A 15,649-nucleotide genomic window follows, 5' to 3' on the forward strand; every position below is an offset into this window, starting at 1 on the left:
CGGGGAGGGGGAGGGGGTTCAGCCGGTCACTTGCGGCCGGTCTGCCAGCGCATGCCCCAGCCGTACGCCTCGTCGAGGGCCTGCTGGCCGCCCTGCACGTAGCGGACCTCGCGCTGCACGGAGACCTCGCGCCCGTCGGAGACGATCTGCGCGATCGCGCACATCGGCGAGCGGTCGTCGTGCTCGTCGAGGCGCACCTCGATCTCCGGGCCGCTGGCCGGCTTCAGCGTCACCACGCCGTCCGCGGCCGCCCAGTTCGGCACGCCCTCGTAGATGAACGCGAACACCAGGACCCGCTTCAGGCGGGCCGGGTCGCGCAGGTCCACGTAGAGGTTCTCGCCGCCGCCGCCGGTGCGGTCGTCGCCGTCCAGCCACACCAGCGGCTCACCGGGTCCGCGGTCGCGGAAGGCGTTGCCCAGGGCCTGGACGACGCCCTTGGAGCCGTCGGTGAACTCGTACAGGGCGCCGAGGTCGAGGTCGATGCCCCCGGAGGCGCCGGTGGCGGCCTGCTTGAGCTTGGCGAGGAACCCGCCACCGCCGGAGGGGGCCTGCGCGGGGCGGGCGTCCCAGGCCAGGTGGACCTTCACGGTGCCGCCGGCGCCGCCGGACTTCGTCAGCGACACCTTCGGCGCCGCCTTCGTCAGCGTCACCTTGCTGAGGGAGACCCCGCCGCCGGCGCCGCCGGAGGGCGCGGGGTCCGGCTCGTTGCGCTTCTTCGAGTATTCGATGGCCACGGCCCGTCAACGAGCCGCACGGGCGGGGAGTGCCCGCTCAGCCCCAGGGTCCGGCCAGCAGCGCCCCCGTCAGCGGCGCCGACGGGTCGGCGGCCAGGGACAGCGGGGAGGCGGGCGCCCCGGCCCGCACCAGCAGGTCGCCCACGGCGGCGATCATGGCGCCGTTGTCGGTGCACAGCCGCACCGGCGGCACCCGCAGCTGGATCCCGGCGGCCGCGCACCGCTCCTCGGCCAGCGAGCGCACCCGGGTGTTCGCGGCGACCCCGCCGACGAGCAGCAGCGCGTCCACGCCGTGCTCGCGGCAGGCGGCCACCGCCTTGCGGGTCAGGACGTCGGCGACGGCCTCCTGGAAGGATGCGGCCACGTCCGCCACCGGCACCTCGCCGCCGGCGTCGGTGCGCGCCTCCACCCAGCGCGCCACCGCGGTCTTCAGGCCGGAGAAGGAGAACCCGTAGGCGGGGTCCTGGGGGCGGGACAGGGCGCGGGGGAAGGCGATGGCGCGCGGGTCGCCGTCGCGGGCGGCGCGGTCGATCGCCGGCCCGCCCGGGTAGCCCAGGCCCAGGACGCGGGCGACCTTGTCGAACGCCTCCCCGGCGGCGTCGTCGGTGGTGTCGCCCAGGTGCACGACCGGGTCGCGGCCCAGGTCGCCGAGCAGCAGCAGGGAGGTGTGCCCGCCGGAGACGACGAGCGCGACGCACCGCTGCGGCAGCGGCCCGTGCTCGAGGACGTCGACGGCGGCGTGCCCGGCGAGGTGGTGCACCCCGTACAGCGGCTTGCCGATCGCGAACGCGAGCGCCTTCGCGGAGGCCAGCCCCACCTGCACGGCGGTGGACAGGCCGGGCCCCGCGGTGACGGCGACGGCGTCGACGTCCGCGAGGTCCAGCGAGGCGGCGTCCAGGGCCTGCCGCACGACGGGGACCATCGCCTCCAGGTGGGCGCGGGCGGCGACCTCGGGGACGACGCCGCCGTAGCGGGCGTGGGCGTCCATGCTGGAGGCCAGGGCGTCGCCGAGCAGGACGCCGTCGCTGACCAGGCCGGCGCCGGTCTCGTCGCAGCTGGACTCGATGCCCAGGACGACGGGGCTGGTGCGGCTCACCGGCGCGGCTCGGTGGGCAGGCCGGCGGCGGTGAGGACCTCCACGCGCTCGCCGGCGGGCAGCCGGTCCACGTAGACGACGCCCTCCAGGTGGTCGACCTCGTGCTGCAGGCAGCGGGCCAGCAGGCCGGTGCCGACGATGCGCACCGGCTCGCCGTGCACGTCGACGCCGGTGACCTCGGAGCGGTCCGGGCGGCCCAGCTCGGCGTACTGCCCGGGCACCGACAGGCACCCCTCGTCGTCGACGTCGAGGCGGCGCTTGCGGCCGGTGGGCAGGTGCAGGACGGGGTTCACGACGTGGGCGACGACGTGCTCGCCGTCCTCGTCGGGGCAGTCGACGACGAACACGCGCGCGTCCACGCCGATCTGGTTGGCGGCCAGGCCCACGCCGTCGGCGGCGGCCATGGAGGCGAACATGTCGGCGACGAGCTGGGCGAGGTCGTCGTCGAAGGCGGTGACCTCGGTGCAGCGGCGGTGCAGGACGGGCGTGCCGTAGGTGGTGACGGGGTGCACCGCCCCGGTGCGCCCCTCGAACACGACCGGCTCGTGCTGCTCGTGCTGCCCGTGCTGCTCCTGCTCGCTCACGAGCGACGATCGTAGGCGCCGGCCCCGGCGGGCGCGTCAGCGCTGGGCGCCGAAGCGGACAGCGAGGACGGCGACGTCGTCGCCGCCGGCGGGCGCGGCGTCGCTCAGCAGCCGGTCGAGGGCCTCGGCCAGGGCGTCGCCGGGGGCGCCGGCGAGCGCGGTGGCGGCGGCGCGCAGCCGTTCCACGCCGGCGTCGAGGTCGGCGTCGCGGCGCTCGACGAGCCCGTCGGTGTAGAGCAGCAGGGTGCTGCCGGTGGGCAGCTCGGCGCGGTGGTCGCTGCGCCGGCGGGTGCTCTCGCCGGCGCCGGGCACCCCCAGGAGCACGTCGGGCTCGGCGCGCAGCACGTCCACCCGCCCGTCGGCGTGCACGAGCAGCGGCGGCGGGTGCCCCGCCCACGCCCACCGCAGGACGCGGCGGCCGGCGGCGCGGTCGGCGGCGGTCTGCTCGACGCGGCCGACGAGGCAGCTGGCGAGGAGGGGCTCGCCACCGAGGGAGGCGACGACGGCCTCGAGCCGCTCCAGCAGCCGGGCGGGGGTCTCGTCGCGGTCCACGGCCAGGGCGCGCAGCGCGATGCGCAGCTGCCCCATCGCGGCGGCGGCGACGACGTCGTGGCCGGCGACGTCGCCGATGACGAGCAGGGTGGCGCCGCCGGGCAGCAGGAGCACGTCGTACCAGTCGCCGCCGACCTGGGCGCCGGCGTGCGCGGGCAGGTAGCGGGCGGCGAGGTGCAGGTCGTCGGGCTGGGGCAGCTCGGCGGTGAGCATGGCGCGCTGGAGGGTGCGGGCGACCTCGGTGCGCTCGGTGAGCAGCAGCGCCCGCTGCAGGGCCTGGGTGGCGTAGGAGGTGGACGCCTCCAGCAGGGTGCGGTGCTCGGGGCGCAGGTGGTTCCCGCCGGACCAGACGAGGGTGACCAGCCCGACGCCGCGCCCGGCGGCGACGAGCGGCACGGCGGCCAGGTAGCTGACGTCGGCGGCCTCCCAGCGCGCGGCCAGCTCGGGGTAGCGCTCGCGCAGCGCGTCGCCGTCCTCGAAGCGGGGCCGCTGCTCGCGCAGGGCGGCGGTGCCGGGGCCGGGCCCACCCAGCGGCAGGTCCTCCCACTGCTCCAGGCCGCCGGGCGCCAGCTCCTCCAGGAACGGGGTGCGCAGCACGCCGCGCTCGGCGTCCACGACCGACAGCCCGGCGTGGGCGGCGCCGAACACGGAACGGGCGGTGTCCACGACGACGCGGGCGACGTCGGTGACGGTGGTGGTGGCGGTCAGCGCCTCGGCCAGGGCGAGCAGCCGGGAGGTGCGCTCGACGGTCTCGTGCAGGGACCGGGTCAGCTGGTCGCGCTCGCGCCGCAGGGCCTGCTCGCGGCTGACGTCGCGGTAGGCGCACAGCACGTGCCCGTCGAGGCGCCGGGCGCGGACCTGCACGGGCAGGCCGGTGCCGGGCGCGGGACCGGTCCACTCCACCGGCCCGTCCCCGGTGCGGGCGCGCTCCAGCAGCCGCAGGAACTCCGAGCCGGCCACCGCGGGGAGCACCTCGCCCAGCAGCCGCCCCTGCACGTCGGCGGCGCGCAGACCGTGCACGGCGGCGCCGGCGGCGTCGGCGTGCACGACGCGCCAGTGCTCGGCGTCGAGCACGACGGTGCCGTCGGACACCTCCTGCAGCGCCCTCAGCAGGGGCGCGTCCCCGCCCGCCGCCGGTTCCACAGCCAGAACCTAGGCCCGGGGCGCGGGGCGGCGCAGTCCTTCCGGCCGATCCCGCGGCGGGCGGGGCGTCAGGCGGGGGTGGCGGTGACGGTGACGGCGAACTCGACCGTGCCGGTGTCCTCGACGGAGACGAACCCCAGGTCGGGGGCCCGCACGCCGAAGTCGGACCAGGTGACGGGTGCGGCGCCGGTGACGGTGACCTCCCCCGCGGCGGTGCGCTCGACGGTGGCGGGCACCTCGACGGCCCGCTCCCGCCCGGCGATCCCCAGGGCGCCGGGCAGGGTGGCGGCTCCGGTGGGGGTGGTGGCCGCGGCGGCGGGCGGGCGGGCGGCGCCGGTGGTGCTGGAGGTGGTGGTCACGGCGCTCCCCGTCCGTCGGCGGCTGTCCACCGGCGGGACGTGTCGCGGGGCAACCACTCCTACGATGAGGTGGTGGACGAGCAGGGGGAACCGGCTGCGCCGCCGCGCTGGCTGGACGCGGACGAGCGGCGCGCGTGGCTGAAGCTGGCGGCGGTCGTCACGCTGCTGCCGGCGGCGCTGGACTCGCAGCTGCAGCGCGACGCCGACCTCACCCTCACCGGGTACATGGTCCTGGCGATGCTGTCGGAGTCGTCGCACGGCCGGTTGCGGATGAGCGAGGTCGCCGCCCGCACGAACTCCTCCGCCCCGCGCGTCTCGCACGTGGTGCGCAAGCTGGAGGAGCGCGGCTGGGTGCGCCGCGAGGCCGATCCCGCGGACGGCCGCGGGCAGTTCGCCGTCCTCACCGCCGAGGGCCGGGACAAGATCGACGGGACGGCCCCCGGCCACGTGGAGGCGGTGCGGCGCCTGGTGTTCGACGCGCTGGAGGACGAGGACGTCGCGGCGCTGGAGCAGCTGGGCGGGCGGGTGCTCACCCGGCTGGACCCGCACTCGCGGTTCACGGCCTCGGCGGACTGAGCGCCGCCCTGCGCCACGGGCGGGTCGTGCGTAGGGTTCGGCGGGTGCAGACGAGGACGCTGGGCAGGACCGGCCGGCAGGTCGGTGTCGTGGGGCTGGGCTGCTGGCAGCTCGGCGGTGACTGGGGGTCGGTCGGCGAGGACGACGCGCTGGGCACGCTGGCCGCGGCCGTGGACGCGGGTGTGACGTTCCTGGACACCGCGGACGTGTACGGCGACGGGCGCAGCGAACGCCTGGTGGGGCGGTTCCTGCGCGAGAGCGGCGCGAACGGGATCACCGTCGCCACGAAGATGGGCCGGCGCGCCGACCCGCACGTCGCGGGCGCGTACTCCCTGGAGAACTTCCGCGCCTGGAACGACCGCAGCCGCGAGAACCTGGGCGTGGACACGCTGGACCTGGTGCAGCTGCACTGCCCGCCGCCGGACGTGTACGCCACGGACGCGGTGTTCGACGCCCTGGACACGCTGGTGCAGGAGGGCCGCACCGCCGCGTACGGGGTGTCGGTGGAGACGGTCGCCGAGGGCCTGGCCGCGGTGGCCCGCCCGAACGTGGCGAGCGTGCAGATCATCCTGAACCCGTTGCGGCTCAAGCCGGTCACCGAGTTCCTGCCCGCCGCCGCGGAGGCCGGCGTGGGCGTCGTGGTGCGGGTCCCGCTGGCGTCGGGACTGCTGTCGGGCAAGTACGACGAGAGCACCACGTTCTCCGCCGACGACCACCGCACCTACAACCGCGACGGTTCCGCGTTCGACGTCGGCGAGACGTTCGCGGGGGTGCCGTTCGAGGTGGGAGTGCAGGCCGCGCGGCGGCTGTCGGACGTGTTCGGCGACGCGCCGCTGGCCGGCGCCACGCTGCGCTGGGTCGTGGAGCAGCCCGGCGTGAGCGTCGTCATCCCCGGCGCCCGCAACGGCGAGCAGGCGCGCCGCAACGCCGCCGCCGCGGACCTGCCGGCGCCGACCGGGGAGCAGCAGCGCGCGGTGCGCGAGGTGTACGACGAGCTGGTGCGCGAGCACGTGCACGGCCGCTGGTGACGCGCCCGCGCTGAGGGTTCCTCAGCGCACGGGGCGCTGCTGCTCGCCGCGCGCCACGAGGGCGGCGAGCAGCACCCGTGACGGGTGCCGCGGCACCCGCCCGCGCGCCAGGGTCAGCACGGTGACGGCACCCGCCACGGCGAGCGCGGCGCCGAGCAGCGCGCCCAGCGGCGTCGCCGCGAGCAGCGGCAGCAGGGCGAGCACGAGGCCCGCTCCGCGCCCGGTCGTGGCGGCGTCCAGCGCAGCGCCCCACACCAGGGCGGCGGCGGCCACCGCGGTCAGGCCGCCGCCGAGCCACAGCCCGCGCAGCAGCGCGCGGACGAGGAGGACGCGGCGGCCCACCGGGACCGGGTGACGACGGGGTCTCACCTCCCCTGGGTAGCACCGCCGGCCCGTTGATCGCACCCGCTGCCCACCCGCCTCACCCCTGTGGCCCTGCCCTCCCCCGCACCTGTGGTGGTCGAGGCGGTGGTGGCCCCGCGGGGGGAGGCAGCACCGCGTCAGGGACCGGCCGGGGGCAGCACGACCCGGTGCGTCCGCGTGACGTTGCCCGCCCGGTCGGAGGCGATCACCTCGAGCACCTGCTCGTCCTCGCGGAGCTGCCGCGTGAACGGCTCCTGGTAGACCGCCCAGAACGTCTCCGGCGTCCGCCAGTGGATCCGGTCGACGCCGGACGTCTCGTCCTGCGCCTCGACCGTGACCTGGACACCGGTCGCGCCGAGGGGACGGACCCGCACGTCCACGGCCGGCGGCCGGGTGTCCACGGCGACGCGGGCCTCCGCGACCGGTGCGGTGCTCGCCGGGCCGAGCGCCCGGGCGCGGACGTGGTGGACCCCGTCCGCCACCTCGAGCGGTGCGCCAGCGAGGGCCCAGGCGCCTCCGTCGACGGACACCTCCGACGCCGCGTCCGGCTCCACCTGAGCGACGATCGAGGGGGTGGTGGTGTACCAGCCGGACGGGGAGCGTTCCCCGAGGACGCGGACCCGCACGGCGGGTGCCGCCACCACCCCGGCGGGCAGGGGCCCCCAGCCGGCGAGGGCGCCGACGCCGGCGCTCGTGCGCGGCGCTGGGGGCGAGTCGAGGGTGCTGGCGGCGGCCGCCGCGAGGACGTCACCGGCTTCGGCCGTCGACAGGAGGCCGGTGGACACCGCGCGAACCGCCTCGGCGTGCACGGCCCGCGCGAACTCGGTGAAGCTCGCGAACGGGGCGTGCCCCCACAGCGCTCCGAGGAACGACCAGCCGTCCTGCCCCCGGCGGTTCGGCACGCTGGTCGGGCTGCCGTGGAAGGCGATCACGGTGTCGACCGCCCTCAGGTAGGTGTGGTGGCGCGCCGAGCCGCCGGACCAGGCGGGTTCGAACGTCAGGCCCAGCGCGCTGACGCCGCCGTCGGGCAGGGCGACGTGGTCGATGGTGCCGTCGAGCAGGCGGTGGCCCGCCGGGGCGACCTCCAGCATCGTGGTCCGGTCGTCGCGCGCGAGCAGCACCGACGGCCCGCGCTGCAGGTTCACGACGGCGGGGTCGTCGGGGGTCGGCTCGAGCCGCACGGGCAGCGCGAAGTCCACGTCGACGACGTCACCACGGGCGAACGTGCGGCGGACCACGGCGAAACCGTCCTGCTCGGCCGGGTCGGCGGCGTCGGCACCGCAGACCCGCAGTCGCCAGGACGACGTGCCGCGGGCCCACTCCGGGATCCGCAGGCGCAGTTCCAGCTCCCCCTCGAGGTCGCACCGCACCGACACCGCCCCCTCGCGCGGGTAGCGGGTCGCGAGCGTCAGCGTGCCGCCGAGCTCGGGCACCGTCAGCCGGGAGGGGACGTACCGCGCGAGGTGCAGCACGGGCGTCCCCTCGCCGGCGGAGGCGAACCAGACCGCTTCGGTCTGCTTGACGTGGCTCTCCAGCCCCGTGCCGCCGCAGCAGGTCCCCACGTTGCCGTACTCCCGGAGCGCCCCCGGGTCGACGGGGAACATGTACAGCACCTCGGGGCTGGTGTCCGAGTCCACGTCGGCGCGGGAACCGGTGATGTGGTTGAGCGCCGCGCGTTCGAGGTAGTCGGCGTACCTCACGTCCAGCGTGTGCTCGAACAGGTACCGCGCGATCTTCAGCAGGTTGTAGGTGGCGCAGGACTCCGCGTTGCGGCGGCCGATGAACCCGGCGACCGTGCCGGGCGGCCCCCACAGCTCGCCCTCTCCCGTCCCCCCGTGGGCGAAGGTGCGGCCGGGCACGAGCTGGTCCCACAGCACGCGCACGGCGTCGAGGTAGCGGACGTCACCGGTGACCTCGTACTGCTCGAGGTGGGCGACGAGCATGGGCAGGTGCTGGTTGGCGTGCAGGCCGTCGAGCACGTCGCGGCCGTCCAGCGCGGCCTCCAGCACCCGGTCCACCTCGAAGGCCGCCGCGGCGTCGAGGAGCGACTCGTCGCCGGTGACCCGGTGGAGCTTGACGAGGCTCTCCCCCATGCCGCCGAACTCGCCGGCGATGTAGAGGGACCACATGCGCTGCAGGTGCGCCCGGTCGAGCCGGGCGATCCGTGCGCTCACCCAGCGCGCCACGGCGACGGCGACGTCCAGGGCCTGCTCGCTGCCGGTGTGCTCGTGCGCGTCGAGGAGCCCTGCGAGGACCTTGTGGCACGTGTAGTACGGCGCCCAGATCTCACCGTAGGGCGCCAGCTCCTCCAGCCGGGAGAACTGCCACTCGCCGTAGGCCGCCAGGAAACCGGGGTGGCTGAAGCGCCCCGTGGCCGCCAGCGCGGCCTGCACCTCCGCCAGCCCCGCCACGACCTCGTGTGCCCTGCTGCGGAACACCTCCTCCCCCGTCACCGCGTGCGAGAGCGCGAGCGTGGACAGGAAGTGGCCCGCGTAGTGCCCGCGCAGCAGGTTGGCCGTCGAGGCCGACTCCACGCCGGGGTAGTCGGCCTCGTTCCACGCGCGCTCGTCGGGGTGGCCGTGGTCCTCCCAGGCCCCCGGCGGTTCGGCTCCCCGGGTGTCGAGGCCGGCGTTGGCGCGGAAGACGGCCAGGACGCGGTCCACCGGGTAGGTGCGAGCCAGGTGCAGCACCTGGTCCCTGCTGCGCGACTCCACGCCGGGCAGCAGCTCGACGTGGCGCACGGGGACGGCGAGCGCGCGCGGTGCCGCGGCGGGTGCTGTCCGCGGCCGGGCAGCGCCGAGAGCGGCCGCTGCGGCGGCTGGCGTCGTGAGTGGCACGGGGATTCCGTTCGGTCTCGAGGTTCCGGTTCCAGGGCGTCGGTGGCGGGGGACGGTGGGAGCCGGGCGTCAGCCGGCCGCCGACCGGGCCCACTCCTCCAGGCCCGCGGCATCGACGGGCAGCGCGCCGGACAGGACCTCCTGCCCGTCGGCGGTGACCAGGAGGTCGTCCTCGAGGCGGACGCCGATGCCCCGCAGCTCCGGGGGGACCGTCTCGTCGTGCGCGTGGAAGTACAGGCCCGGTTCGACGGTCAGGACCATGCCCGGCTCCAGCGGCGCGCCGTGGTACTCCTCGTACTCCGAGGCGCCGCAGTCGTGCACGTCGAGACCGAGGTGGTGCCCGACGCCGCACACGATGTAGCGGCGGTGCTGCTGCCCGGCCGGGGAGAGGGCCTCGTCGACGGAGACGGGCAGCAACCCCCAGTCGTGCAGTCCCCGGGCGAGGACCTCCATCGACGCGAAGTGGAAGTCGGAGAACCAGGCACCGGGACGCACCCTGTCCATCCCGGCGCGGTGGGCGGCTTCGACGAGGTCGTGGACGGCCCGCTGGGCCGGCGTGAACCCGCCGCCGACGGGGATGGTCCGGGTGACGTCGGCGGTGTAGAGCGTCGTCGTCTCCACGCCCATGTCCAGCAGCAGCGGCTGCCCGGGGAGGACGTCGCCGTCGCAGCGGACCCAGTGCAGCACCGGCGCGTGCGGTCCGGAGCCGACGATGGTGCTGTAGCCGGGCCCGTTGCCGAAGGTGCGGGCGTACCTGTCGAACGTCCCCTGCAGCCAGCGCTCACCGAGGCCGTCCCTGACGGCCAGGGGCACCTCGCGGGCGACGGCGGCGAAGCCCTCGACGGTGCGGTCGACCGCCACCCGCAACTGCTGGACCTCCCACTCGTCCTTGACGCGGCGCAGGTCGGACAGGGCCCGGGGCAGCTCCCCGGACCCGGCCACGGGGGTGCCGGCACCGCGCAGCGGCGCTCCGGCCGTCAGCGCACCCGGCGGGAGGGTGAGTCCCGAGACGTCGAGCACCGGCAGGTCGAGGGCCGCGCTCCACTCGGGCAGTCCCGCCGACGGCCCCACCCACAGCTCCCCGTGCGCGGCGCTGGCGTGGAAGTCGCGCTCGCCGGGACGTGCGGGGGCGGGCACGTGCAGGACGGCGTCGTGGCCCCCCGGGCGCGCGTGCATGACGAGGACACCGCCCTCGAGCTGGCAGGACGTCGCCCACACGAAGTCGCTGTGGGCCCGGAAGGGGTGGTCGGCGTCGCCGTTGCGCGGTGCGGCGTGCCCCGAGGCGATGACCAGCGTGCGGCCCGGGAACAGCGCGCTCAGGCGCCCCCGGTGCTCCGCGGCGGCACGGGCCGCGGCGGGCTCGACGGGCGCCGGGACCACCCGCTCACCCCAGCCGTGGGCGATGCCGGCGAGGAAGCCGTCGCTCGCCTCGGCCAGCCGCGGGGGCCGCGTCCGCGCGTACGGCGGCAGGTCCGCCCTCGTGCGCTCTCCCAGGGGGTTCACCGGTGCTCTCCTCCCACGTCCCGGACCATGTTCCGCAGCCGCCGGAAGACCGTCCCGTCGCGGATGCCGTCGTGCTCGTGCTCGTTGGTGGTCCAGTGCCGGCTGGACCCCACCGCGGCCAGCGTGTCCCACTGCAGGCCGGCGTCGACGAAGACGTCGTCGGCGTAGACGGCGGCCGCCAGCGGCACCTCGTTGGCGGCCAGCCTGGCCGGGTCGTACAGAGCGGACCACTCGCTCACCTCGGCCAGCTCCTCGGCGGCCCGGGCGAAGGGCCGCAGGGCCCGCACCTCCCGGAACATCCAGGGGAAGGCCATCTCCGAGGTGAACAGGAGGGGGCGCTGGTCCTCCGCGAACCGCGGCCGGCGGTCCCGCTCCCGCTGGGCCGCCCACCGGAACGGGCCGTTGCCGCCGTCGCCGTAGATGCTCTCCTGCAGCGTCCAGAAGAGCGGGTTGCCCGCGGTGGACGTCTTGACGAGCGCGGCCTCCAGGAACGCTCCCGTCAGCCGTCCCGCGGCCGAGAAGGCCTCGGACACCAGCCAGTGCAGCCGCTGGGCTCCCTGACCGAACCCGAGCTCCTGGCCGAGCGTCTGGAAGCGGCGCACCGACAGGGGCGAGCCGTCGGGGAGGGTGACCGCGGTCTCCGCGAGGTGGTCGGCGATCCGCGCGACGGCCGCCACGTCCTGCGGGAACCGCTCGTAGAACTGCCGGGTCTTGGACTCGACGCGGCCGAACGTGCGGCGGTACACCTCCGCGGGGTCCGGCGGGAGTCCGGGGATCCCGCCGCACACGTAGCACGCGGCCAGCCCCTCGGGCGCGGTCGAGAGGTAGGTCAGCGTGAGCCAGCCGCCGTAGCTCTGGGCGAGGGTCGCCCACCGGCGGCCGTCGTAGCAGGTGCGGCGCACGTGCTCGAGGTCGCGGACGATGGAGTCGGCGCGGAAACGCAGCAGGTACCCCGCTGCCGCGCCGGGCCCCGTGAGTGCGCTCACGGTGTCCCCGTCGACGGGCGAACTGCGTCCCGTCCCGCGCTGGTCGACCATGACGACGCGGTACTCGGTCAGCGCCTCGGCCAGCCAGCCGTCGACGGCCGTGGGGCGGGGGTTCGCTCCTCCCGGTCCGCCCTGCAGGTAGGTCAGCAGCGGCAGGTCGTCCCGGCGGCGCTCGGGGTCGACGAGCTCGCGGACGAACACCTCGATCCCCCGGCCGGTGGGGTCCTCCCAGTCGAGGGGGACGGGCACGGTGAACTCCCGCACCCGGGCGCCGGGCAGGGCGTACTCGATGACGTCCACGCCGTTCAACGGGTTCCCACCGTCCCCGCGGCCCGCTGGGCGGCGCGTTCGCGTCGTTCGGCGTCCCACTCGGCCGGGATGCGGGGAACGGCTCGCAGCAGCGAGGTGGTGTAGTCGTCCTGCGGCCGGTCGAAGACGTCGTCGCGGGCACCGGCCTCGACGATGCGCCCCTGGGTCATGACCGCCACGCTCGTGGCGATCTGCCGCACGACGGCGAGGTCGTGGGCGATGAACAGGCACGCGAAGCCCTCCTCGGCCTGCAGGGACCGCAGCAGGTCGATGATCTGGGCCTGCACCGACACGTCGAGCGCCGACACCGCCTCGTCGCACACCAGGACGCGCGGGCGCACGGCCAGCGCCCGGGCGATGCCGATGCGCTGGGCCTGCCCGCCGGAGAACTGCGAGGGGTAGCGCTCGCTGTGGTCGGGGTTCAGCCCGACCCGTTCCATGAGGCCCCGCGTGAAGGCCCGCGCGCCGCCGGGGACGGCACGCCCCTGGTAGCGCAGGGGTGCGGTGACGATCCGCTCGACGGTGTGCCGCGGGTTCAGGGACGAGAAGGGGTCCTGGAACACCACCTGCACGGTGCGCCGCACCCGGGCGAGTTGCTGCCCCGTGGCGCGGGTGACGTCGGTCCCGTCGAGCAGGACCGTCCCGGAGGTGACGTCGACGAGCCGGGACGCGAGCCGCGCCGTGGTCGACTTGCCCGACCCCGACTCCCCGACGAGGGCGAGGGTCTCCCCCGCGTGCAGGTCGAAGCTCACCCCGTCCACGGCGGTGAAGGTCCGGGGCCGTCTCAGCAGACCACCGCTGCCGGCCACGGGGAAGTCCTTGCGCAGGTCCACCGCCCGCAGCAGCGGCGTCCGTCCGGATTCGCGGTTCACCGCACCACGCTCCCGCTCGTCGTCCGTCCGGCACGCGGCACCGCCCGCAGGTCCTCGATCCGGTCGTCGATCCGGGGGACCGCGTCGAGGAGCGCGCGGGTGTACTCGTGCCGGGGGTCGGAGAACACCTCGCGGGCCGTGCCGCGCTCCACGACGACCCCGGAACGCATGACCACGATCTCCTCGGCGACCCGGCTGACGACGGCGAGGTCGTGGGTGATGAGCACGAGGGCAGCCCCGGACTCCTGCCGCACCTCTTCCAGCAGGTCGAGGATCTGCGCCTGCACCGTCACGTCGAGCGCCGTCGTCGGCTCGTCGGCGATGATCAGCTCCGGATCGGTGCACAGCGCCATGGCGATCATCACGCGTTGCCGCATGCCCCCGGAGAACTGGTGCGGGTACTCGTCGACCCGTCGCGCGGCGTGGCGGATGTGCACGCGCTCCATGGCCTCGACGGCCACCTTCCTCGCCTGCCGGCGACTGACGCCGGTGCGGTGCGAGCGGTACGCCTCGGCGATCTGGGTACCCACGGTGTAGTAGGGGTTCAGGCAGGACAGCGGGTCCTGGAAGACCATGGCGATGCGATCACCGCGGATCGACCGCAGACGGCGCTCGCCGGCCCCGACCAGCTCCGTCCCGTCGAAGACGATGCTGCCGGTGACCGCGGCCCGCGGTGGCAGCAGGCCCATGACGGCCAGGCTCGTCATCGACTTGCCGGAGCCGGACTCCCCCACGATCCCCAGGGTCCGGCCCTTGCCCAGTTCGAGGTCCAGGCCCTGGACGACGGGGACGTCCCGCCGCCCCACCGGGAAGGACACCGTCAGGTCCCGCACGCGCAGGAGCGTCTCGTCCGCGATCACGCCGCCACCCCCACCCGGACCCGGGGGTCGACCGCGGAGTACGCCAGGTCCACCACGACGTTGCCCACCACGACGAAGAAGGCGGCCAGCAGGGTCACGGCCATGATGACCGGCTGGTCGTTGCTGGTGATGGAGTCCGCCGCGAGCTTGCCCACCCCGTTGATGCCGAACACCGTCTCGGTGATGAGGGCACCGCCGAGCAGACCCGCGAAGTCCATCCCCGCGAGCGTCATGACGGGGGTGAGCGCGGGCCGCAGGGCGTGCCGGCGCCACACCAGTGAGGGCCGCAGCCCCTTCGCCCGGGCCGTCCGCACGAAGTTCTCGCCGAGGGTGTCGATGACGTTCGCGCGGGTGAGACGCGTGTACGTGGCCGCGTAACCGGCTGCCAGGACCGTCCACGGCAGGATGAAGTTCAGGAACCACTGGCCCGGGTCGGCGGTGAAGGACACCGCCTGCGGGAACGGGAGCACCCGGAGCTTCACGACGAGGAGGTACTGCAGGACGAGGGCCAGGACGTAGTTCGGGACCGACATCCCCCCCAGCGTGAGGGAGGCGATGAAGCGGTCGGCGAAGCGCCCCTCGCGCACGGCGCTGAGCAGGCCGCCGACGACACCGGCGAGCAGCCACAGGACGGCAGCGCCGACGGCGACCACGACGGTGACCGGCAGACGCTGGACGATCATGTCCGTGACGAGCTGCGCGGTCTGGTACGAGTAGCCCAGGCACGGGGCGGCGCACTCGACGACGCTCGTCCCACCTCCGTACTCCCGGCCGGCGACCAGACCTGCGAGGAACTGGGTGAACTGGGTCAGGAACGGCTGGTCGAGCCCGAGGTTCCCGCGGATCTGGTCGATGCGATCCGGGCTGCAGTTCTTCCCGCAGATCTGCACCGCCGGATCGGGGGAGAGCGCGAAGAACACGAGGAAGGTGAACAGGCAGACGAGGAACAGGACCACGACCATGCCGAGCAGGCGGCTGGCCACGAAGCGGGTCACGAGCGCCCTCCGGGGTCGACGGCTGCTCGCAGGCGGTCCCCCAGCACCGTGAAGGACAGGACGAGCAGGAACAGGCACGCACCGGGGAAGAGGAAGTACGTCGGGACGACGGAGTACCACTGCACGGAGCTGGCGATCATCTGGCCCCAGGACGGGGTCGGGGGCACCACACCGACGCCGAGGAAGGACAGGCCCGCCTCCGTGCCGACGTACCCGGGGACCGCCATGGTGACCATGACCAGGACCGTCGAACGCAGGTTGGGCAGGATCTCGGTGAAGACGATGCGGGCGCGGGAGGCTCCCGACGCGCGAGCCGCCTCGACGAACTCGCGTTCCCTGAGCGACATGGTCTGCCCCCGCACGATCCTCGCGAGGTAGGGCCACCCGAAGGCCGAGATGACGACGACCAGGAGCAACGCCCGGTTCTCCGCCGGCAACGCCGACAGCACCGCGATCATGAAGATGAGGGCGGGGAACGCCATCAGGAACTCCATGACACGGGAGATCACCGTGTCCGTGCGGCCCCCGAAGTACCCGGCGAGGAGGCCGAAGACGACGCCCAGCACCGTGGTGAGGAGCGTCGCGCTGAGCGCGATGAGCATGGAGACGCGGGCGCCGTAGACGATGCGCGCGAAGATGTCGCGGCCGCTGCCCGGCTCGACGCCGAGCCAGTGCTCCGAGGAGACACCGCCCCAGGGCCCGGCGGGCATGCCGCCGAGGTCCGGGTCGACGGCGCTCTGGTCGAACTCGTAGGGCCCCCAGCCGCTCACCCTGACGATGAGCGGGGCGAACACGGCGGCGAGGACGACGACCGCGATGTAGGCGAGGCAGGCGACGGCGGCGGGGTCCCGC

15 protein-coding genes are annotated in these 15,649 nt (G+C 75.2%); 2 read left to right on the forward strand and 13 right to left on the reverse strand.

Features of this window, described 5'->3' with window-relative positions; genetic code table 11:
• Positions 1-26 precede the first annotated feature (26 nt).
• From MN205_RS13795 to MN205_RS20810, 5 genes are all read right to left on the reverse strand, one after another.
• Positions 27-734: a tellurium resistance protein gene (locus tag MN205_RS13795; protein WP_242128215.1), complete on the reverse strand. Its 708-nt coding sequence runs from the start codon at positions 732-734 to the stop codon at positions 27-29.
• Between the two features lie 37 nt (positions 735-771).
• Positions 772-1,830, reverse strand: a complete 1,059-nt coding sequence (gene tsaD / locus MN205_RS13800) for a tRNA (adenosine(37)-N6)-threonylcarbamoyltransferase complex transferase subunit TsaD (protein WP_242128216.1) — start codon at positions 1,828-1,830, stop codon at positions 772-774.
• Entirely contained in the window at positions 1,827-2,366 is a 540-nt protein-coding gene (gene def, locus MN205_RS13805; protein WP_374115943.1) for a peptide deformylase, read from the reverse strand. The genes tsaD and def overlap by 4 nt, the downstream gene beginning before the upstream one ends.
• An 84-nt stretch (positions 2,367-2,450) precedes the next feature.
• A complete protein-coding gene (locus MN205_RS13810; protein ID WP_242128220.1) occupies positions 2,451-4,109 on the reverse strand; it encodes a GAF domain-containing SpoIIE family protein phosphatase in 1,659 nt (552 codons plus the stop codon).
• A 68-nt stretch (positions 4,110-4,177) separates the two neighbouring features.
• Entirely contained in the window at positions 4,178-4,468 is a 291-nt protein-coding gene (locus tag MN205_RS20810; protein WP_255819627.1) for a YceI family protein, read from the reverse strand.
• A gap of 72 nt (positions 4,469-4,540) precedes the next feature.
• On the opposite strand from MN205_RS20810, the gene MN205_RS13820 reads away from it, so the two are divergent.
• Together MN205_RS13820 and MN205_RS13825 are read left to right on the forward strand one after the other, a co-directional pair.
• Positions 4,541-5,044 (forward strand): MarR family winged helix-turn-helix transcriptional regulator, encoded by a 504-nt coding sequence (locus tag MN205_RS13820; RefSeq protein ID WP_242128222.1) that lies wholly within the window; start codon positions 4,541-4,543, stop codon positions 5,042-5,044.
• A 44-nt stretch (positions 5,045-5,088) separates the two neighbouring features.
• Positions 5,089-6,072, forward strand: a complete 984-nt coding sequence (locus tag MN205_RS13825; protein WP_242128224.1) for an aldo/keto reductase — start codon at positions 5,089-5,091, stop codon at positions 6,070-6,072.
• A gap of 21 nt (positions 6,073-6,093) precedes the next feature.
• On the opposite strand, the gene MN205_RS13830 is transcribed toward MN205_RS13825, so the two are convergent.
• From MN205_RS13830 to MN205_RS13875, 8 genes are all read right to left on the reverse strand, one after another.
• The gene (locus MN205_RS13830) at positions 6,094-6,441 is read right to left on the reverse strand and encodes a hypothetical protein (protein WP_242128226.1); all 348 of its coding nucleotides are present in this window, start codon (positions 6,439-6,441) and stop codon (positions 6,094-6,096) included.
• A 131-nt stretch (positions 6,442-6,572) separates the two neighbouring features.
• Positions 6,573-9,176: a beta-L-arabinofuranosidase domain-containing protein gene (locus MN205_RS13835; RefSeq protein WP_242128227.1), complete on the reverse strand. Its 2,604-nt coding sequence runs from the start codon at positions 9,174-9,176 to the stop codon at positions 6,573-6,575.
• 165 nt (positions 9,177-9,341) lie between these two features.
• A complete protein-coding gene (locus MN205_RS13840; RefSeq protein WP_242128230.1) occupies positions 9,342-10,775 on the reverse strand; it encodes an aminopeptidase P family protein in 1,434 nt (477 codons plus the stop codon).
• Positions 10,772-12,061, reverse strand: coding sequence for an alpha/beta fold hydrolase (locus MN205_RS13845; protein WP_242128385.1), 1,290 nt, complete (start codon positions 12,059-12,061; stop codon positions 10,772-10,774). Before MN205_RS13845 ends, MN205_RS13840 begins: the two co-directional genes overlap by 4 nt.
• 5 nt (positions 12,062-12,066) lie before the next feature.
• Positions 12,067-12,942, reverse strand: coding sequence for an ATP-binding cassette domain-containing protein (locus MN205_RS20815; protein WP_308220282.1), 876 nt, complete (start codon positions 12,940-12,942; stop codon positions 12,067-12,069).
• Positions 12,939-13,802 carry an ABC transporter ATP-binding protein gene (locus MN205_RS13865; RefSeq protein WP_242128231.1) on the reverse strand — a complete coding sequence of 288 codons (864 nt, stop codon included), beginning with the start codon at positions 13,800-13,802 and terminating at the stop codon, positions 12,939-12,941. The genes MN205_RS20815 and MN205_RS13865 overlap by 4 nt, the downstream gene beginning before the upstream one ends.
• Positions 13,799-14,797 carry an ABC transporter permease gene (locus MN205_RS13870; RefSeq protein WP_242128233.1) on the reverse strand — a complete coding sequence of 333 codons (999 nt, stop codon included), beginning with the start codon at positions 14,795-14,797 and terminating at the stop codon, positions 13,799-13,801. Before MN205_RS13870 ends, MN205_RS13865 begins: the two co-directional genes overlap by 4 nt.
• Positions 14,794-15,649: ABC transporter permease (locus MN205_RS13875; protein WP_242128235.1), on the reverse strand; the 856-nt coding region annotated here is incomplete at its 5' end. The genes MN205_RS13875 and MN205_RS13870, both read right to left, overlap by 4 nt.

The organism is Kineococcus sp. TRM81007, from assembly GCF_022669155.1.
Taxonomy (GTDB): domain Bacteria; phylum Actinomycetota; class Actinomycetes; order Actinomycetales; family Kineococcaceae; genus Kineococcus.